The organism is Streptomyces nojiriensis, from assembly GCF_017639205.1.
GTDB classification, from domain to species: domain Bacteria; phylum Actinomycetota; class Actinomycetes; order Streptomycetales; family Streptomycetaceae; genus Streptomyces; species Streptomyces nojiriensis.
Genome location: NZ_CP071139.1, coordinates 1,630,342 through 1,649,164, shown reverse-complemented (window position 1 = coordinate 1,649,164; position 18,823 = coordinate 1,630,342). Strand labels below are relative to the sequence as shown.

Here is an 18,823-nt window from a genome sequence, read left to right as displayed (position 1 = left end):
TAGCGTCCCGTGGCCATGGGACACCTGGGACATCTGGACCACGCCGCCTACGGGTGGCTGACACCCGCGCTGTCATATGTGATGGCATCGATCGGTGCCGCCCTCGGGCTGCGCTGCACCGTCCGGGCTCTCGCCACGACCGGAGCCTCCCGCCGCAACTGGCTCCTCACCGCGGCCTCCGCCATCGGCACCGGCATCTGGACCATGCACTTCGTCGCGATGCTCGGCTTCGAGGTCACGGGCACCGAGATCCACTACGACGTGCCGCTCACGATCCTCAGCCTGCTCGTCGCCGTGCTGGTGGTCGGCGCCGGAGTCTTCGCCGTCGGCTACGGCAAGGAGCGCGGCCGGTCCCTCGTACTGGGCGGCCTGACCACCGGACTCGGCGTCGCCAGCATGCACTACCTGGGCATGGCGGCCCTGCGTCTGCACGGCGAGGTCTCCTACGATCCGCTCACCGTCGGACTCTCCGTCGCCATCGCCGTGATCGCGGCGACCGCCGCCCTGTGGGCCGCGCTCAACATCAAGTCACCGGTGGCGGTCGCCGTCGCCTCGCTCGTCATGGGCGCCGCCGTCAGCAGCATGCACTACACGGGGATGATGGCCGTCGCCGTCAGCGTCAGCCCCTCGGACGCGGCCCTGCCCGGCGCCACCGCCATGCAGTTCATCTTCCCGCTCGCCGTCGGGCTGGGCTCCTACCTGTTCATCACCGCCGCCTTCGTCGCGCTCTCCCCGACGATCGACGAACGCGCCGCCTCCGCTTCGGCCCGGCACCCGGGGGAGCACACCGTGCCCGCCCACTGACCGCCCACTGACGACGCGCTGACCGTGCACCGGCGGCCCGTGGCCCGGGCTGATCCCGCGGCACCGCACCGCCGCGCACCGGCCGTCACCCCACTGCTGCGTCACCCCACCAGTCCCACCTGCCACACCGTCCCACTTGCCACACCGCACCCGTAGGCACCGCCCGGAACGAGGAGCCCATGCGAACACCCCGCAGAAGACCGGAAGCAGCGGCGCCGAGGCTGCCCGCGCCCCCGGCACGCGGCCGCCGGGCCCACGCCGGGCCGCCGGCCGAGGAACCGGCGGAGTTCCCGGGCCACCGGCCCGATCCGCCTGCCGCGCGCGCCAGCGGACCCCGGCCCCGGCCGCGGCCGCGGTTGCGGCTGCGTCCCGCCACCGTCCGCGCGAAGATCGTCTCGCTGCTGATGGTCCCGGTCGTCTCGCTCCTCGCCCTCTGGGCCTTCGCCACCGTCAACACCGCCCAGGACATGGCCCGGCTCAGCCGCGTCCACCAGGTCGACACCGAGATACGCACACCCGTCGCCGCCGCCGTCACCGAGCTCCAGGCGGAACGGCGCGCCGCCGTCCGTCTGCTCGCCGACCCCGCCTCCGACCCGGGCGCCCTGGACCAGCAGGCCCGCCGGACCGACGCTGCCGTGCAGCGGTTGCGGCTCGGTGACCAGCACACCGTGGCCGATTCCGGCGACTACCGCTCCGACATCGTGGTCCGGCTGGAGTCGTTCGTGGCCGCTGTCGAAGGCCTGGGCGCGTCGCGCAAGGACATCGCCGACCGCCGCGCCACCCCCGAGGCGGCGTACACCATCTACACCCGCGTGGTCGACTCCGCCTTCGCCGTCGGCGGCGCCCTGACCGGCGGGGGGAAGGCCGAACTCGGCGCCGACGCCCGGGTCCTGCTCGAATTCTCCCGCGCCGCGGAACTGCTCTCCCGGGAGGACGCGCTGCTCGCCGCCCCCGGCCCGCGCACGGCCGAAACGCTTCGGCAGCTGACCGGCGCCGTCGAGTCCCGCCGCGCGCTCACCGAATCCGCCGCCCGTGACCTCCCCGCCGAACAGGAGGCCGTCTGGCAGTCCGCCGCCAAGAGCGCCGACTACGCCGATCTCACCGGCGCCGAGGACCGGGCGCTGGCCGCGGGCACCTCCAAGGAGAGCCGCGGATTGCCCGCCGGATGGGAGGCCGCCCACAACGGCATCGCCTCCTCGATGCGGGAGGTCGAGGCGTCCGCACACGCCGCGGCCGCCGACCGGGCCGACCCGTTCACCGAAGGGGCGCTCACCCCGGCCGGGGCCGCCGTGCTGCTGGGCCTGGCGGCCGTCGCCGCCTCCCTCGTCATCTCGGTCCGGATCGGCCGGGTGCTCGTCGTCGAACTCGTCTCGCTGCGCAACACCGCCCTGGAGATCGCCCACCGCAAACTCCCGCAGGCGATGGAACGGCTGCGCGCCGGCCAGGAGATCGACGTCGCCGCCGAGACCCCGCCCGGGCCGCCCGCCGAGGACGAGATCACCCAGGTCGGCGAGGCGCTCGGCACCGTCCACCGGGCCGCGCTCAGCGCCGCCGTCGAACGGGCGGAACTCGCCGACGGGATCTCCGGTGTCTTCGTCAACCTCGCCCGCCGCAGCCAGGTCCTCGTACACAAGCAGCTCACCCTGCTCGACTCGATGGAGCGGCGCGCCGACGACCCGAACGAGCTCGGTGACCTCTTCCGCCTCGACCACCTGACCACCCGGATGCGCCGGCACGCGGAAAGCCTGATCATCCTGTCGGGTGCCACCCCCGGCCGGGCCTGGCGGATGCCGGTCCCCCTCACGAACGTCGTGCGGGCCGCCGTCTCCGAGATCGAGGACTACCCGCGGATCGAGGTCCGGCAGCTCGCGGAAGCCGCCGTGGTCGGGGGCGCCGTCGCCGACCTCACCCACCTGCTCGCGGAACTCATCGAGAACGCGGCTCAGTTCTCCCCGCCGCACACCAAGGTCCGGGTGAGCGGTGAGCCCGTCGGCACCGGCTACGTCCTGGAGGTCGAGGACCGCGGACTCGGCATGGGCACCGAGTCCCTGGGCGACGCCAACCGCCGCATCGAGCAGTCCGAGTCCCTCGACCTCTTCGACAGCGACCGGCTCGGGCTCTTCGTGGTCAGCCGCCTCTCGGCCCGCCACGGAGTCAAGGTGCACCTGCGCACGTCGCCCTACGGCGGCACCACCGCAGTGGTGCTCCTGCCCAACTCCATTCTCCAGGGCGCGATCACGACCGGAGCCCCAGCCGGAGCCGCTACCGCCGCTGCCTCTGCCTCCGCCTCTGCCCCCGCCTCCGCATCCGATCGCGGCACGGCGCCGGAATCCGGCCCGGCGCCCCGCCCGGCGCCCCGCCCGGAGCCGCCGGCTGCCGCTCCGGCACCGAAGGCGGTCGCCGGGGCCGAACGGCCACCCGCCATGACCGTCGTACGGGAGGACACGCCGTCCCCGGCCGCGGCCCCGGACCCCGTACGCGAGGAGCCGCGCCCGGCCCCGGTGGCTTCGCTCCGGCCGCGCGCCCCCGGCGGCGCGGGCGCCCGTACCCAGACGGCCGCGGCGCCCCCGGCCACGGTCACGGAACTACCGCGCCGGGTGCGCCAGGCCAGTCTCGTCCCGCAGCTTCGGGAAGCCCCCGCCCCGAAGGCCCCGGCCGCATCACGCCTCCCCGAGGAGCCGTCGGGCCGCAGCCCCGAGCAGGCCCGGGACCGGATGGCGGCCTACCGGGCCGGCTGGGTCCGCGGTGCCCAGGAGAACTCCCCTCACGCAGGCAGCGAAGGAGAAGTTTGATGATCGAACACCAAAGGATCGACCTCGACGGCGGCCGCAGGTCCGGCGAACTGGACTGGCTGCTCGACGACCTGGTGCTCCGGGTCCGCGAGGTCCGGCACGCCGTGGTCCTCTCCAACGACGGCCTGGCGGTCGGCGCCTCCAGCGCGCTCGGCCGGGAGGACGCCGAGCACCTGGCCGCGGTGGCCTCGGGCTTCCACAGCCTGGCCAAGGGCGCGGGCCGGCACTTCCACGCCGGGGGCGTGCGCCAGACGTTGGTCGAGATGGACGAGGGCTTCCTCTTCGTCGCGGCCGCCGGCGACGGCTCCTGTCTGGCCGTCATCAGCGCCGCCAGTGCCGATATCGGCCTGATCGCCTACGAGATGGCGCGGCTGGTGAAGCGGGTCGGCGAGCACCTCTACACCCCGCCCCGGTTCGCGGCGCGCCCGCCGGCCGCGGGCTGAGGGCGGCGGTCCGGCACATGAACGGCCAGTGGTACGACGCCGACGCGGGCCCGCTCGTCCGGCCCTACGCCGTGACCGGCGGGCGTACGAAGCCGGGACCCCACGGGGTCCGCTTCGACCTGATCGCGCTGGTCGCGGTCGACCCGACGGGCACGGACGAGGCGGCCGAGTCGCTGCTGGGCCCCGAACACCGGGCACTGCTCGGATTCTGCCGGTCCGAGACCCAGTCGGTGGCCGAACTCGCCGCCGACGCGGACCTGCCCGTGGGGGTGGTGCGGGTGCTCCTCGGGGACCTGCTGGAGGGCGGGCACGTCAAGGTCAGCCGGCCCGTACCGCCCGCACAACTGCCGGACGTGCGGATTCTGCGTGAAGTCATCGAGGGATTGAGAGCGCTTTGATGGGACAGTACGACGACCGATCTGCCGGACCGGCCGGACCTGCCGCACCTTCCCCGGCCCAGGACGCGGGCGCGGATCACGGCCCCGGGGAGGACCCCGAACTGGCCGCACTCGCCCTGAAGATCCTGGTGGCGGGCGGGTTCGGGGTGGGCAAGACCACGCTGGTGGGCGCGGTCAGCGAGATCCGGCCCCTGCGGACGGAGGAAGCGCTGAGCGAGGCGGGTGAACTGGTCGACGACACGGGCGGCGTGGACCAGAAGACGACCACGACGGTGGCCATGGACTTCGGGCGGATCACCATCCGGTCCGGGCTGTCCCTGTACCTGTTCGGCACGCCGGGGCAGGACCGGTTCTGGTTCCTGTGGGACGAGCTGTCGCAGGGCGCGCTGGGCGCCGTCGTACTGGCCGACACGCGGCGGCTGGAGGACTGCTTTCCGGCGGTGGACTACTTCGAGCACCGGCGCATCCCGTTCGTGGTGGCCGTCAACTGCTTCACGGACGCACGGCGGTACGGGGCGCACGACGTCGCGCGGGCCCTGGACCTGGAGCAGGGGACGCCGGTGGTGCTGTGTGACGCGCGGGACCGGGACTCGGGGAAGGAAGTGCTGATCAGGCTGGTCGAGTACGCCGGGCGGGTGCACACCGCCCGGCTGCTGGACTCGGTGGGATCGCAGGCCGATCCCGTGTGAACCGGCCCGGTCGGCGGGATCGGCAAACAGGGATCGGGAATCGGGGATCGGAGGTCAGGGACGGGTCATTCGGCGATACCGGCGCGGGCGATCACCTTGTCGATCGGAACCCTGACGAGGAGTTCGGTCGGGACGGCATTGCGGCGCCCGAAGGATTCGGCCTGTTCCTCGCCCATGTAGCGGGCGCCGATCCGGGTCGCCCAGGTGAGCAGTTCGTCGGCGCCGTCGGCGTACCCGCTGATCTCGGCGCGGCCCTCGAGGACGACGAAGGAGAAGGGCGGCCGGTCGTCGTCCACGCAGAGCGCGACCCGGCCGTCGCGGGCGAGGTTGCGTCCCTTGACGGTGTCCTTTCCGGTGTTGAAGACGAAGGAATCGCCGTCGAGCACGAACCAGATGGGAGCGATGTGCGGACTTCCGTCCTCGCGCACGGTGGAGAGCTTTCCGGTGCGGGTGGAGTGCGAGACGAACGCCCGCCATTCCTCTTGAGTCATCTTCTTCGCCATGGGGACATCCTCCTTGCCCGAAAGGCGCTGGTGGGGAAGGCTTGCGGCACACGTACGCGGGGTGGGGCGCGGCCAGGTGGCCGACGTCGACGGGGAGGGGCTGGGAATGGCACTGGACAAGCAACTGGATTGGCTGCTGGACGACCTGACACGCAGGGTCCAGCAGGTGCGGCACGCGGTGGTGCTGTCCAACGACGGCCTGGTCACGGGGGCGAGCGCGGGATTGGCGCGGGAGGACGCGGAACACCTGGCGGCTGTCGCGGCCGGTCTGCAGAGCCTTGCCAAGGGGTCCGGCCGCCACTTCCGGGCCGGTGAGGTGCGCCAGACGATGGTCGAGTACGACGAGGGAGCGCTCTTCGTCATGGCGGCGGGGGCGGGCAGCAGCCTGTGCGTGCTGAGCGCCGCCGAGTCGGACATCGGTCAGGTCGCGTACGAGATGACGCTGCTGGTCAACCGGGTGGGCGAGCACCTGGGCGTTGCGGAGCGGCGTATCACCGGCGGCTGAGCCGGGCCTCTTTCCGCGCCGCTCGGGAAGTTTTCCACAGGCCTCGCGGGGTGTCATCGCGCCGAGTTACGGTCTTCACACAGAGTAATCACTGCTCGTGGGGGAGGACCGTGATGAAGCAGATGGGGACCGCACTTCGGGACGACGTGGGCGACGTGGGCTACGTGGACGGCGGCGCTGCGGCCGACGGGGCCGCGGACCTGCTGATGGGCGGCGTGCAGGCCGCAGGTGAACTGGGGCTGAGCCGTAGCGAGTTCGCCAGGGCCGTCCAGCTGGGGATCGTCCGGGCCGGGCCGCGCACGCTCGCCGGGGCCGCGCGTTACGCACGGGCCGAGCTGGACCGGGTCAGATCGGAGTCCGGCCCGCCGGGCGCGCTGCGCGAGCGGGTCGGGACGGTGGCCGGGGCGGAGGCCGCGGCCGAGGTGGTGGGGGTCGGCCCGAGCCGCTTCACGCGGCTCGCGCGCTGCGGGCACGTGACCCCGGTCGGCTACCGGATCAACCGGTACCGGGCCGTCGTGTGGCTCTATCTGACCGCGGAGCTACGGAGCTTCGCCGCGCGGGATCCGGGAATGCTGCGCGGGACCGCGCCCCCGGCGGACCGGGAACTGATGGCGGCCAAGGCGGATCTGCGCCCGCGCAAGTGGCGCGGGCGGCATGTCGGGCTGCTGCTGAGGCGGACCGCCGACCCCTGGGAGCGCGCCGCCGTACTGGCCTCCGTGCTGCCCGAGGACGAACTGCTGGAGGCCGTGCCCGACCCGGCGGAGCGGATCGTCCTGGCCGCCCTCGGCCCGCCACCCCCGTACGGGCACCCGCAGGCTCCGGCGGCGGCCGCGGTGGCGACGGAGCTGCTGAAAGCCGGCCCGCCGGACGAGATCCACTGGTACCGCACCAGCCTGGACTTCGCCCTGGCGGGGGCGCGGGGCCAGTCGAAGGCGCGGGGTCAGTCGAAGTCGACGGGGGAGAGGGGGCCGACATAGACCCAGGCCCCGCCCTCGCGCGAGAAGCTGCTGTGCTCGTGCAGCGAGCCGGTGTGCCGGCCCTCGCGGTAGTGGGCGCGGAACTCCACCGAGCCCTCCGTCTCGAACATCCCGCCGCGCTCGGTGGCGAGGATCTCCAGCCGCTCCCAGCGCTGTTCGGGATCCAGGTCGAGGCGGTCCGGACGGGTGGCGGGGTGCCAGGAGCGCAGCAGGTAGGCGGTGTCGCCGACGGCGAAGGCGCTGAACCGGGAGCGCATCAGCCGCTCGGCGGTGGGGGCCGACCGGGCACCGGAGTGGAAGGGGCCGCAGCACTCCGGGTAGGTGGCGGGCAGCCCGCAGGGGCAGGGGACGGCAGGGGTGGGCATGGGTGTGCTCAGTTCTCCGGGGCGGGCTCGGACGGCTTGGCGGGGTACGGACGGAAGAGGCCCTCCTGGACCACGGACACCAGCAGCCTGCCCTCCACGTCGTAGATGCGGCCCCGGGCCAGGCCCCGGCCGCCGTGCGCGATGGGCGACTCCTGGTCGTACAGGAACCACTCGTCCGCCCGGAAGGGCCGGTGGAACCACATGGCGTGGTCCAGCGAGGCCATGTCGAAACCGCGCATGCCCCACAGGGGTTCCACCGGGATGCGCACGGCGTCGAGGAGGGTCATGTCACTTGCGTAGGTGAGGGCGCAGGTGTGGATGAGGGGGTCGTCGCCCAGCGGGCCGACCGCGCGCATCCACACCGCGCTGCGGGGATCGGATCCCTTGAGCTCCTCGGGAGTCCAGCGGAGCCGGTTGACGTAGCGGATGTCGAAGGGCTGGCGGCGGGCCATCCGCTCCAGTGCTTCCGGCAGCGCCCCGAGGTGTTCGCGGATCTCGTCCGCGACCTTGGGGAGCGTGTCCGGGTGAGGGACGTGGTGAGGAGGCAGCTGGTGCTCGATGCCGCCCTCCTCCGGATGATGGAAGGAGGCGGTGAGATTGAAGATCGTCTTGCCCTGCTGGACCGCGGTGACCCGGCGCGTGGTGAAGGACCGCCCGTCGCGCACCCGCTCCACCTGGTACACGATCGGCACTCCGGGGATGCCGGGGCGCAGGAAGTACGCGTGCAGCGAGTGGACCGGGCGGTCGCTCTCGACGGTGCGCCCCGCGGCCACCAGCGCCTGGCCGGCGACCTGCCCGCCGAAGACCCGCTGGAGGGACTCCTGCGGGCTGGCGCCGCGGAAGATGTTGACCTCGATCTGCTCCAGATCGAGCAGATCGACCAGTCTCTCGGCGGGGTTCGTCATCAGAGGATCTCCACTGTCGGGTCCGGCGGGTCCGGTGGGTCGGGCGGGTACGGCGGGATGCGGCGGACGGTCAGAGCGCTCCGAGCTCGCCGACCGAGGTGACCCGGATGACGGCCCGGCCCTCCTCGTCGGAGGCGGCCAGGTCGACCTCGGCGCTGATGCCCCAGCCATGGTCCCCGTTGGGGTCCGCGAAGGTCTGGCGGACGCGCCACAGGCCGTGCGCCGGGTCCTCCTCGATCTGCAGGAGCTTCGGGCCGCGCGCGTCGGGTCCGGTGCCCAGGTCGTCGTACTCGTCCCAGTACCCGTCCAGGGCCTCGCCCCAGGCATCTGCGTCCCAGCCGGACTCGGAGTCCAGCTCGCCCAGCACGTTGACGTGGTCGAGGGCGGCCAGCTCCACCCGGCGGAACATGGCGTTGCGGACCAGGACGCGGAAGGCGCGCGCGTTCGCGGTGACCGGCTTGACCTGGTCGGCCTTCTCCTGAGCCTGCTCCGCCGTCTCCACCTCCGGGTTCGCCAGCTGCTCCCACTCGTCCAGCAGGCTGGAGTCGACCTGGCGGACCAGTTCGCCGAGCCATTCGATCAGGTCCTGGAGGTCCTCCGACTTGAGGTCGTCGGGGATGGTGTGGTCCAGCGCCTTGAACGCGCTCGCCAGGTAGCGCAGCACGATGCCCTCGGTGCGGGCCAGCTCGTAGAAGGAGGTGAACTCGGTGAAGGTCATCGCGCGCTCGTACATGTCGCGGATGATCGACTTCGGGGAGACCGGGTGGTCGCGCACCCACGGGTGGCTCTTGGCGTACACGTCGTAGGCATGGGAGAGCAGCTCTTCGAGCGGCTTGGGATAGGTGACGTCCTGGAGCCGCTCCATCCGCTCCTCGTACTCGATCCCGTCGGCCTTCATCTGGCCGACCTGGATACCGCGTTCCTTGTTCTGCTGGGCGGCCAGGATCTGGCGCGGGTCGTCCAGCGTGGACTCCACGACGGAGACCATGTCCAGCGCGTAGGAGGGGGACTCCGGGTCCAGCAGGTCGAAGGAGGCCAGGGCGAAGGTGGACAGGGGCTGGTTGAGCGCGAAGTCCTGCTGGAGGTCGACGGTGAGCCGGATGGTGCGGCCTTCCGCGTCCGGGGTGTCGAGCTTCTCGACCACACCGCCGTCCAGCAGCGAGCGGTAGATCGCGATGGCCCGGCGGATGTGCCGCAGCTGGGCCTTGCGGGGCTCGTGGTTGTCCTCCAGCAGGTGGCGCATCGCCTGGAAGGCGTCGCCCGGCCGGGCGATGACTGACAGCAGCATGATGTTGGTGACCTTGAAGCGCGAGGTGAGCGCCTCCGGGTCGGCGGCGATGAGCTTCTCGAACGTGGTGTCCGACCACGCGACGAAGCCCTCGGGAGCCTTCTTGCGCACCACCTTGCGGCGCTTCTTCGGATCGTCGCCCGCCTTCGCGAGCGCCTTCTCGTTCTCGATGACGTGCTCGGGGGCCTGCGCGACCACATAGCCCGCGGTGTCGAAGCCGGCCCGGCCGGCACGCCCCGCGATCTGGTGGAACTCCCGGGCGCGCAGGGTGCGGACCCGGTTGCCGTCGTACTTGGTGAGCGCGGTGAACAGCACCGTGCGGATAGGGACGTTGACGCCGACCCCGAGGGTGTCCGTACCGCAGATGACCTTCAGCAGACCGGCCTGGGCGAGCTTCTCGACGAGGCGCCGGTACTTGGGCAGCATGCCGGCGTGGTGCACGCCGATGCCGTGCCGGACGTAGCGGGAGAGGTTCTGGCCGAACTTGGTGGTGAAGCGGAAGTTGCCGATGAGATCGGCGATCTTGTCCTTCTCCTCGCGCGTGCACATGTTGATGCTCATGAGCGACTGCGCCCGCTCGACCGCCTGGGCCTGGGTGAAGTGCACGATGTAGACGGGGGCCTGCCGGGTCTCCAGCAGCTCGGTGATCGTGTCGGTGATCGGGGTGGTGACGTACTCGTACGAGAGCGGGACGGGCCGGGTCGCGGAACGGACCACCGAGGTGGGCCGGCCGGTGCGACGGGTCAGGTCCTCCTCGAACCGCTTCATGTCGCCGAGGGTCGCCGACATCAGGATGAACTGCGCCTGCGGCAGCTCCAGCAGCGGGATCTGCCAGGCCCATCCGCGGTCCGGCTCGGCATAGAAGTGGAACTCGTCCATCACGACCTGGCCGATGTCGGCGTGCTTGCCGTCGCGCAGGGCGATGGAGGCCAGCACCTCGGCGGTGCAGCAGATCACCGGGGCGTCCGCGTTCACGGAGGCGTCGCCGGTCAGCATGCCGACGTTCTCCGTGCCGAAGAGCTTGCACAGGTCGAAGAACTTCTCCGACACCAGCGCCTTGATCGGGGCGGTGTAGAAGGTGACCTTGTCCTGCGCCAGAGCGGTGAAGTGCGCGCCGGCGGCGACCAGGCTCTTGCCGGAGCCGGTCGGGGTGGACAGGATCACGTTCGCCCCGGAGACGACCTCGATCAGCGCCTCCTCCTGAGCCGGGTACAGGGTGATGCCCTGGTCCTCCGCCCACGAGGAGAAAGCCTCGAAGAGGGCGTCGGGGTCGGCGTTCGGCGGGAGCTGATCAATGAGGGTCACACCCCCCATCTTGCCTGGCTTCCCCCCGGATCAGGGAACCGGCGGACGGAATGAAGATCACCGACGGTACGCTGTGCCGTCGATGCGGCCCGAACGAAACAGTCGACCGGGCCCGAACACACACCAGCGGGGCGGGAAACGACCATGATGGGTCCGGCGCACTCACTGTCCGGGGCAGCGGCCTGGCTGGGGGTGGGTGCGGCCACCGCGGCCGCCGGACACCCCATGCCCTGGCCCGTCCTCGTCGTCGGCGCGCTGATCTGCGCCGGGGCGGCCCTCGCCCCCGACCTCGATCACAAGTCGGCGACGATCTCGCGCGCCTTCGGGCCGCTCTCCAAGGGCGTGTGCGAGGTGGTCGACAAGATCTCCTACGCCGTCTACAAGGGCACCCGCTCCAAGAAGGACGCCCGCCGCACCGGGGGCCACCGCACCCTGACGCACACCTGGCTCTGGGCCGTCCTGATCGGCGGCGGGGCCTCCCTGCTCGCCGTCACCGCCGACCGCTGGGGCGTGCTCGCCCTGCTCTTCGTGCACCTGGTGCTGGCGGTCGAAGGCCTGCTGTGGCGGGCCGCGCGGATGTCCAGCGACGTCCTGGTCTGGCTGCTCGGCGCGACCAGCGCGTGGATCCTGGCGGGGGTGCTCGACCAGCCCGGCAACGGCGCGAACTGGCTGTTCGACGGAGCGGGCCAGGAGTACCTCTGGCTCGGCCTGCCGATCGTGCTCGGGGCCCTGGTCCACGACATCGGCGACGCGCTCACCGTCTCCGGCTGCCCGGTCCTGTGGCCGCTGCCGATCGCCGGCAAGCGCTGGTACCCCATCGGCCCGCCCAAGGCGATGCGGTTCCGGGCCGGCAGCTGGGTGGAGCTGAAGGTCCTCATGCCGGTCTTCATCCTGCTGGGCGGCTTCGGCGGCGCCTCGGCCCTCGGTTTCATCTGAGGGAGACCGGACGGCGAAGGGCGGCGGGCGGGACCAGGTCCCGCCCGCCGCCCTGCTTCCGGCCCTCCCGGACACGCCCTCCCGGGCACGCGCTCCCGGATCAGCCGTGCCAGGACCGCCACAGGGCCGCGTACGCCCCGTCGGCCGCGACCAGCTCGTCGTGCGAGCCGAGTTCGCTGATCCGGCCGCCCTCGACCACCGCGATCACGTCCGCGTCGTGCGCGGTGTGCAGCCGGTGGGCGATGGCGATGACCGTACGGCCGTCCAGCACCCGGGCCAGTGAGCGCTCCAAGTGCCGGGCCGCGCGCGGGTCCAGCAGCGACGTGGCCTCGTCCAGCACCAGCGTGTGCGGGTCGGCCAGCACCAGCCGGGCGAGCGCGATCTGCTGCGCCTGCGCCGGGGTCAGCGCCGTGCCGCCGGAACCGACCTCGGTGTCCAGGCCGGCCTCCATGGCCCGCGCCCAGCCGTCGGCGTCCACCGCCGCCAGCGCCGCCCACAGCTCGGTGTCACCGGCCCCCGTCCGAGCGAGGAGGAGATTGTCCCGCAGTGTGCCCACGAACACGTGGTGCTCCTGGTTGACCAGGGCCACGTGCTCGCGCACCCGCTCCGCGGGCATCCGCGACAGCCGCGCCCCGCCGAGGGTGACCTCGCCGGTCCGGGGCGCGTAGATGCCCGCGAGCAGCCGTCCCAGGGTCGACTTGCCCGCCCCCGAGGGGCCGACCAGCGCCATCCTGGTGCCCGGCGGCACGGACATCGACACCTGGTGCAGGACGTCCACGCCCTCCCGGTAGCCGAAGTGGACCTCCTGGGCCCGCACGTCCCGGCCCTCGGGCGCCACCTTCGCGTCCCCCGCGTCCGGTTCGATCTCCCGCACGCCCACCAGGCGGCCGAGCGAGACCTGGGCGACCTGCAGCTCGTCGTACCAGCGCAGGATCAGACCGATCGGGTCGACCAGCATCTGCGCCAGCAGCGCGCCCGTGGTCAGCTGCCCGACCGACATCCAGCCCCGCAGCACGCAGAAGCCGCCGATCAGCAACACCGAGCCGAGGATCGTCACGAAGGTGACGTTGATGACGGGGAAGAGCACCGTCCGCAAGAAGAGGGTGTACCGCTCCCACGCCACCCACTGGGAGATCCGCCGCTCCGACAGTGCGATCCGCTCCGGCCCGAGGCGGTGCGCCTCGATCGTGCGGCCCGCGTCCACCGTCTCGGTGAGCACGGCCGAGACCGCCGCGTAGCCCGCCGCCTCCGAGCGGTACGCGGACGGCGCCCGCCGGAAGTACCAGCGGCAGCCGATCACCAGCACCGGCAGCGCCACCAGCGCGGCCAGCGCCAGCGGCGGCGCGGTCACCGCGAGCGCCCCGAACAGCAGCCCCGCCCACACCACACCGATGGCCAGCTGGGGCACGGCCTCGCGCATCGCGTTCGCCAGCCGGTCGATGTCGGTGGTGATCCGCGACAGCAGATCACCGGTACCGGCCCGCTCCAGCACGCCCGGCGGCAGACCCACCGACCGCACCAGGAAGTCCTCGCGCAGATCGGCCAGCATCTCCTCGCCGAGCATCGCCCCGCGCAGCCGCACCAGCCGGGTGAAGAACGTCTGGACCGCCAGCGCCAGCGCGAACAGCAGCGCCACCCGCCCCAGATGCAGCTCGCGCGCCCCCTCCGAGAGGTCGTCCACGATGCGGCCCAGCAGGTACGGGCCGACCATGGAGGCGATCACCGCGGCCGCGTTGACGCCCACCAGCGCCACGAAGGCCCGCCGGTGGCGCCGGAACAGGCCGCGCACATAGTCCCGTACGGTCGCCGACGTGCCCACGGGCAGGGTCGCGGCCGAGTCGGGGGCCGCGGGATCGTACTCTGGCGGCGCCACGCCGATCATGCGGATTCCTCGATCTCTGTGAGTGCTTCTGTCAGCTCTGTCAGTTCCAGCCCGCCGAGCCGCTGCTCCTCGTCGGTCTCGCGGGTGACGACCGCCCGGTAGCGCGGCTCGCGCCGCAGCAGCTCGCGGTGGGTACCGACGGCCGCCACCGTGCCCCCGTCGATGAGCACGACCCGGTCCGCGCGGTCCAGCAGCAGCGGCGAGGACGCCAGTACCACCGTGGTCCGCCCCGCCCGCAGGGCCGCGATCCCGTCCGCGATCCGAGCCTCGGTGTGCGAGTCGACCGCGGAGGTCGGCTCGTCGAGCACGAGCACCTCCGGGTCGGTGACCAGGGACCGGGCCAGGGCGAGCCGCTGGCGCTGGCCGCCCGACAGGGACCGGCCGCGCTCGGTGATCCGGGCGTCCATCGGGTCCTCGACCCCGTCCGGCGCCGACTGCAGCAGCGCGTCCAGCACGTCCGCGCAATGGGCAGCGTCCAGAGCCGCAGCGGACTCGACCGCTCCGGAGGCCGGTACGTCGAACAGCTCCCGCAGGGTCCCGGACAGCAGCACCGGATCCTTGTCCTGGACGAGGACCAGGGAGCGCGCGGTGTCCAGTTCCAGCTCGTCCAGCGCGACCCCGCCGAGGAGCACGGACGGCGCCCCGGCCGGGTCGGCCGCATCGACCCCCGAACCGGTCCCCGCTTCGGCCCCTGCCCCGGATCCGGATCCGGCGTCCGACGCCGGATCCCCGTCCATCGGGTGGCCGCCCAGGCGTTCGGCGAGTCGTCCGGCCAGGTCCGGGTCCCCGCACACGACGGCGGTGAACCGCCCGGTGGGCGCCAGCAGCCCGGTCCGCGGGTCGTACAGGTCCCCGCCCGCGGCCGGTGCCGTCACCGGATCCGTGCGCGCGGGACGCTCGGCGGCGGCGTCCGTCCGGCTCAGTGACAGCACCCGGGCCGCCCGCTGGGCGGAGGGACGCGAGAAGGAGTACGCCATGGCGATCTCCTGGAAGTGCCGCAACTGGTAGAGCAGGGTCGCCACCGCGCTGAACGCGGCGACCAGCTCGCCCACCGCGATGCGCCCCTCCGAGACGAGCGTGGCGCCGTACCAGACCACCGTGATCATCAGCGCGCCCGGGAGCACCACCTGGATCGCGGAGATCAGCGCCCACATCCGGGCGCTGCGCACGGCTGCCTTGCGGACCTCCTGCGAGGCCTCGCGGTAGCGGCCGAGGAACAGCTCCTCACCGCCGATGCCGCGCAGCACGCGCAGGCCCGCGACGGTGTCGGAGGCCAGCTCGGTGGCCTTGCCCGCCTTCTCCCGCTGGACGTCGGCGCGCCGGGTGGCGCGCGGCAGCAGCGGCAGCGAGGCCAGTGCGATCACCGGCACGCCGATGGCCACGACCACGCCGAGTTCGGGGGCGTAGAACAGCAGCCCGACGCAGACGAGGACGACGGAGAAGACGGCCGCGAGGAAGCGCGAGACCGCCTCGACGAACCATCCGATCTTCTCCACGTCGCCGGTGGACACCGCGACCACCTCACCCGCGGCGACCCGCCGGGTGAGGGCGGAGCCCAGCTCGGCCGTCTTGCGCGCCAGGAGCTGCTGCACCCGGGCCGCGGCGGTGATCCAGTTGGTGACGGCCGTGCGGTGGAGCATGGCGTCGCCGACCGAGATCGCGACGCCGGTGACCAGGAGCAGCACGCCGACGAGCAGCAGCCCGTTCGGCTCGCGGTCGACGACCGCGTCGACGCCGAGACCCACCGCGTACGGCAGTGCGGCGACGCCGGTGAAGTGCAGCACCCCCCAGCACAGGCTCTTGAGCTGTCCGCCGAGTTGACCGCGCCCCAGCCACAGCAGGAACCGGGGGCCGGAACGAGCGTCGGGTACCCCTGGATCCGGATACGGAAGATCGCTGATCTGCATGACGCCCCATGACTGGTCGAGTGGTCCAAACCGTGCAAGGTTCGCCTTCAGGACCGGCGCCCGGCAATCGGTTTTCCGTCGGACGCGCGCTGCGGCCAGCAGGTTTACGGCGGCGGGGGAGAACGTGGCGCCTGGTCAAGGGGGTTGCGCGCCCCGGCGCTCACGGGCGGGTGGCGCGCTCCAGTTCGAGCAGGGCCGAATAGTAGGTCCGTCCCGTCGCCCGGTCCATGCCCACCTCGCACATCCGGTTCGCCGACAGGTGCGCGTCGAAGGACCGAGCGGTCACCTCCGCCGCCTCGCGCGCCGTCGCCGAGGCCGTCAGTTCCGGGTGCAGCATTCCCCGGTCGCCCGCGAAGGCGCAGCAGCCCGCGTCGTCGGGGACCACCACCTCCTCGGCGCACGCCTCGGCCACCGCCCGCAGCCGGTCCTCGTCGCCCAAGTGGCGCATCGAGCAGGTCGGGTGGAGCACGGCCGAGCCGACCCTGCGCCGGACCTCCAGCCGCGGCAGCAGCTCCTCGGCGGCCCACACGGTCGAGTCGAGGATCCGCAGCTCCGCGTGGAGGGCCCGGTTCTCCGGCGTCAGGTACGGGACCACCTCGCGCGCGATGCCCAGCGTGCAGGAGGAGGCGTCCACGACCAGCGGCAGCAGTCCGCCGGCCGTCCACCCCCAGGCCGCCTCGACGATCCGGTTGGCCATCACCCGGGTGCCGGCCTCGTAGCCCTTGGAGTTCCAGATCGTCGCGCAGCAGGTGCCGCCGACGTCGCCGGGGATCCAGACGGGCCGCCCGGCCCGTTCCGACACGGCCACCACGGCCTCGGGCAGGGAGGGGCCGGGCCGGCCCTCCGGGCCGCCGAAGATCCGGTTGACGCAGGCCGGGTAGTACACGGCCGCGGCGCCCACCCGCCGGGTCGGCGGCAGGTGACGGGCGGCGGCGCCGGGGATCCGCGCCGGCCACTGCGGAACCAGGTCCGGACGTACGGCCTTGCGCGCGGCCCCGGTGACCGCTGCCAGCAGCCGGTCGCCGGCCCCGGAGGGGATCCGGTCGGCGGCGGCCACCGCGAGCCGGGCGGCGGACTCGGCGGCCCCGAACCGCCGGGCGGCCAGCGCGGCGGCGGCCTCCTCGCGCGGGCCGTGGCGGCGGTGGCGGAAGTCCTTCATCAGCGCGCCGGTGTCGATGCCGACCGGGCAGGCGAGCTTGCAGGTGGAGTCGGCCGCGCAGGTGTCCACCGCGTCGTAGCCGTAGGAGGCGAGCAGTCCGTCCAGCACGGGGGAGCCGGGCTGCTGGCGCAGCATCTCGCGGCGCAGCACGATGCGCTGGCGCGGAGTGGTCGTCAGGTCCCCGCTGGGGCACGTCGGTTCGCAGAAGCCGCACTCGATGCAGGCGTCGACCACCGCCTCCACCTGCGGGATGGTCTTCAGGCCGCGCAGGTGGGCCCGTGGGTCGCGGTCGAGGAGGATGCGCGGGGCGAGCACCCCCTCCGGGTCCACGAGCCGCTTGGTGCGCCACATCAGGGCCGCGGCCGCGGGGCCCCATTCCAGTTCCAGGAAGGGGGCCATGTTGCGGCCCGTGGAGTGCTCGGCCTTCAGGGAACCGTCGAACCGCTCCACGGTGAGCCGGCAGAAGGCCTCCATGAAGGCCCCGTACCGCTCGACGTCGGCGGGGTCGGCCGCGTCGAAGGCGAGCATGAAGTGCAGGTTGCCGTGGGCCGCGTGACCGGCGACGGCCGCGTCGAAACCGTGCTCCGCCTGGAGCGAGAGGAGCGCCTCGCAGGCTTCGGCCAGCCGGGACGGCGGCACCGCGAAGTCCTCGGTGATCAGAGTGGTGCCCCGGGCGCGGGCTCCGCCGACGGCGGTGACGAAGGCCTTGCGGGCCTGCCAGTAGCCGCCCACGGTCTTCGGGTCGCAGGTGAAGGAGTTGGTGACCGAAGCCGCCGGGGCGACCAGGTCGAGCCCGTCGAGGAGCCGGGCGGCCCGTTCCGCGCGGGCGTCCCGGCCGGCTTCGTCCGGCGCCCGGAACTCCACGAGCAGGGCCGTGGTCTCCCGGGGCAGGTCCGCCCAGTCGGCGGGCACCCCCGCGACGCTGACCGAGGCGCGCAGGGTGTTGCCGTCCATCAGCTCGACAGCGACGGCGCCCGCCTCGTTGAAGAGGGGTACGGCCGCGGCCGCCGCGGGCAGTGAGGGGAAGAACAGCAGGGCGGAGCAGACCTCGCGGTCCAGCGGGAGGGTGTCGAAGACGACCTCGGAGATGAAGCCGAGGGTGCCCTCCGAGCCGACCATGAGCCCGCGCAGGATCTCGACGGGGGTGGTGCCGTCCAGGTAGGCGTCGAGGCGGTAGCCGGTGGTGTTCTTGATCTCGTACTTGGCCCGGATCCGGGCGACGAGCGCGGGGTCGGCCTCGATCTCCCGCTTGATCTCCATCAGCCCGTGGCACAGGGCCGGTTCGGCGCGTGACAGCTCCTCGTCGGCCAGCGGGTCGGCGGTGTCCACGACGGTGCCGCCCGGCAGGACGAAGGTGAGGGAGGAGAGCGTGCGGTAGGAGTTGCGGGTGGTGCCCGCCGTCATGCCGGAGGCGTTGTTGGCGACGACCCCGCCGAGGGTGCAGGCGACGGCGCTGGCCGGGTCGGGGCCGAGGATCCGGCCGTGCCGCGCGAGGGCCGCGTTCGCCCGGGCCACGGTGGTGCCGGGCCGGATCCGGGCCCGCCGGCCCTCCTCCAACACCTCGATCCCGGCCCAGTGGCGGCGTACGTCGACCAGGATGTCCTCCCCCTGGGCCTGGCCGTTCAGCGAGGTCCCGGCGGCGCGGAAGACGACCTCGCGCTGCCGTCCGTGGGCGTACGAGAGCACCGCGGAGACGTCGTCGATGTCCTCGGCGACCACCACGACCTGGGGTACGAAGCGGTAGGGGGAGGCGTCGGAGGCGTAGCGGACCAGGTCGGAGACCTTCCACAGCACCTTCTCGGGGCCGAGCAGCCCGGTCAGCTCGGTGCGCAGCGGCTCGGGCGTGCCGCCGGCCCGGTGCCCGGGGAGCCGGTCGGGGGCGGGGCCGCTGATGCTGCGGGGGCGCAGGGACCCCGGCTTCGGTTCCAGCAGCGGCATCTGCGACCCCTCGCGTCGTCGAGGCCC

15 protein-coding genes are annotated in these 18,823 nt (G+C 72.9%); 8 read left to right on the top strand and 7 right to left on the bottom strand.

Annotated features, from left to right (window positions below; genetic code table 11):
- Window positions 1-24: 24 nt before the first annotated feature.
- From JYK04_RS07860 to JYK04_RS07840, 5 genes are all read left to right on the top strand, one after another.
- Complete coding sequence (locus JYK04_RS07860; RefSeq protein ID WP_189734756.1) at window positions 25-804, top strand: MHYT domain-containing protein; 780 nt, start codon at window positions 25-27, stop codon at window positions 802-804.
- A 179-nt stretch (window positions 805-983) separates the two neighbouring features.
- Window positions 984-3,596 (top strand): sensor histidine kinase, encoded by a 2,613-nt coding sequence (locus tag JYK04_RS07855; RefSeq protein WP_189734298.1) that lies wholly within the window; start codon window positions 984-986, stop codon window positions 3,594-3,596.
- The gene (locus JYK04_RS07850; RefSeq protein ID WP_189734296.1) at window positions 3,596-4,039 is read left to right on the top strand and encodes a roadblock/LC7 domain-containing protein; all 444 of its coding nucleotides are present in this window, start codon (window positions 3,596-3,598) and stop codon (window positions 4,037-4,039) included. The genes JYK04_RS07855 and JYK04_RS07850 overlap by 1 nt, the downstream gene beginning before the upstream one ends.
- Window positions 4,040-4,056: 17 nt before the next feature.
- Window positions 4,057-4,437: a DUF742 domain-containing protein gene (locus JYK04_RS07845; protein WP_189734294.1), complete on the top strand. Its 381-nt coding sequence runs from the start codon at window positions 4,057-4,059 to the stop codon at window positions 4,435-4,437.
- On the top strand, window positions 4,437-5,126 hold the full coding sequence (locus tag JYK04_RS07840; RefSeq protein WP_229875040.1) for a GTP-binding protein: 690 nt from the start codon (window positions 4,437-4,439) through the stop codon (window positions 5,124-5,126). The genes JYK04_RS07845 and JYK04_RS07840 overlap by 1 nt, the downstream gene beginning before the upstream one ends.
- A gap of 65 nt (window positions 5,127-5,191) precedes the next feature.
- Here the strand turns inward: JYK04_RS07840 and JYK04_RS07835 are convergent, their stop codons facing one another.
- On the bottom strand, window positions 5,192-5,629 hold the full coding sequence (locus JYK04_RS07835) for a PPOX class F420-dependent oxidoreductase (RefSeq protein WP_189734292.1): 438 nt from the start codon (window positions 5,627-5,629) through the stop codon (window positions 5,192-5,194).
- Window positions 5,630-5,735: 106 nt separating this feature from the next.
- Between JYK04_RS07835 and JYK04_RS07830 the strand changes: the two genes are divergently transcribed.
- Together JYK04_RS07830 and JYK04_RS07825 are read left to right on the top strand one after the other, a co-directional pair.
- Window positions 5,736-6,134 (top strand): roadblock/LC7 domain-containing protein, encoded by a 399-nt coding sequence (locus JYK04_RS07830; protein ID WP_189734290.1) that lies wholly within the window; start codon window positions 5,736-5,738, stop codon window positions 6,132-6,134.
- 113 nt (window positions 6,135-6,247) lie between these two features.
- A complete protein-coding gene (locus JYK04_RS07825) occupies window positions 6,248-7,111 on the top strand; it encodes a DUF6397 family protein (RefSeq protein ID WP_189734288.1) in 864 nt (287 codons plus the stop codon).
- Here the strand turns inward: JYK04_RS07825 and JYK04_RS07820 are convergent.
- From JYK04_RS07820 to JYK04_RS07810, 3 genes are all read right to left on the bottom strand, one after another.
- The gene (locus tag JYK04_RS07820; protein WP_189734286.1) at window positions 7,075-7,476 is read right to left on the bottom strand and encodes a YchJ family protein; all 402 of its coding nucleotides are present in this window, start codon (window positions 7,474-7,476) and stop codon (window positions 7,075-7,077) included. The genes JYK04_RS07825 and JYK04_RS07820 overlap by 37 nt on opposite strands.
- Before the next feature lie 8 nt (window positions 7,477-7,484).
- Window positions 7,485-8,381, bottom strand: a complete 897-nt coding sequence (locus tag JYK04_RS07815; RefSeq protein ID WP_150256098.1) for an acyl-CoA thioesterase — start codon at window positions 8,379-8,381, stop codon at window positions 7,485-7,487.
- Window positions 8,382-8,451: 70 nt separating this feature from the next.
- Window positions 8,452-10,974: a DEAD/DEAH box helicase gene (locus JYK04_RS07810; RefSeq protein ID WP_189734284.1), complete on the bottom strand. Its 2,523-nt coding sequence runs from the start codon at window positions 10,972-10,974 to the stop codon at window positions 8,452-8,454.
- Between the two features lie 144 nt (window positions 10,975-11,118).
- Between JYK04_RS07810 and JYK04_RS07805 the strand changes: the two genes are divergently transcribed.
- Window positions 11,119-11,910: a metal-dependent hydrolase gene (locus JYK04_RS07805; RefSeq protein ID WP_189734282.1), complete on the top strand. Its 792-nt coding sequence runs from the start codon at window positions 11,119-11,121 to the stop codon at window positions 11,908-11,910.
- Between the two features lie 100 nt (window positions 11,911-12,010).
- Here the strand turns inward: JYK04_RS07805 and JYK04_RS07800 are convergent, their stop codons facing one another.
- The 3 genes from JYK04_RS07800 to JYK04_RS07790 form a co-directional block, all read right to left on the bottom strand.
- Entirely contained in the window at window positions 12,011-13,792 is a 1,782-nt protein-coding gene (locus JYK04_RS07800; RefSeq protein ID WP_189734280.1) for an ABC transporter ATP-binding protein, read from the bottom strand.
- Window positions 13,789-15,699, bottom strand: coding sequence for an ABC transporter ATP-binding protein (locus JYK04_RS07795; protein ID WP_189734278.1), 1,911 nt, complete (start codon window positions 15,697-15,699; stop codon window positions 13,789-13,791). The genes JYK04_RS07800 and JYK04_RS07795 overlap by 4 nt, the downstream gene beginning before the upstream one ends.
- Window positions 15,700-15,859: 160 nt before the next feature.
- Entirely contained in the window at window positions 15,860-18,796 is a 2,937-nt protein-coding gene (locus JYK04_RS07790; protein WP_189734276.1) for an FAD-binding and (Fe-S)-binding domain-containing protein, read from the bottom strand.
- Window positions 18,797-18,823 lie beyond the last annotated feature (27 nt).

Coding starts and splice junctions, on each gene's coding strand:
- JYK04_RS07855 (WP_189734298.1), top strand. CDS start 984: ATGCGAACACCCCGCAGAAGACCGGAAGCAGCGGCGCCGAGGCTGCCC.
- JYK04_RS07850 (WP_189734296.1), top strand. CDS start 3,596: ATGATCGAACACCAAAGGATCGACCTCGACGGCGGCCGCAGGTCCGGC.
- JYK04_RS07845 (WP_189734294.1), top strand. CDS start 4,057: ATGAACGGCCAGTGGTACGACGCCGACGCGGGCCCGCTCGTCCGGCCC.
- JYK04_RS07840 (WP_229875040.1), top strand. CDS start 4,437: ATGGGACAGTACGACGACCGATCTGCCGGACCGGCCGGACCTGCCGCA.
- JYK04_RS07835 (WP_189734292.1), bottom strand. CDS start 5,629: ATGGCGAAGAAGATGACTCAAGAGGAATGGCGGGCGTTCGTCTCGCAC.
- JYK04_RS07830 (WP_189734290.1), top strand. CDS start 5,736: ATGGCACTGGACAAGCAACTGGATTGGCTGCTGGACGACCTGACACGC.
- JYK04_RS07825 (WP_189734288.1), top strand. CDS start 6,248: ATGAAGCAGATGGGGACCGCACTTCGGGACGACGTGGGCGACGTGGGC.
- JYK04_RS07820 (WP_189734286.1), bottom strand. CDS start 7,476: ATGCCCACCCCTGCCGTCCCCTGCCCCTGCGGGCTGCCCGCCACCTAC.
- JYK04_RS07815 (WP_150256098.1), bottom strand. CDS start 8,381: ATGACGAACCCCGCCGAGAGACTGGTCGATCTGCTCGATCTGGAGCAG.
- JYK04_RS07805 (WP_189734282.1), top strand. CDS start 11,119: ATGATGGGTCCGGCGCACTCACTGTCCGGGGCAGCGGCCTGGCTGGGG.
- JYK04_RS07800 (WP_189734280.1), bottom strand. CDS start 13,792: ATGATCGGCGTGGCGCCGCCAGAGTACGATCCCGCGGCCCCCGACTCG.
- JYK04_RS07795 (WP_189734278.1), bottom strand. CDS start 15,699: ATGCAGATCAGCGATCTTCCGTATCCGGATCCAGGGGTACCCGACGCT.
- JYK04_RS07790 (WP_189734276.1), bottom strand. CDS start 18,796: ATGCCGCTGCTGGAACCGAAGCCGGGGTCCCTGCGCCCCCGCAGCATC.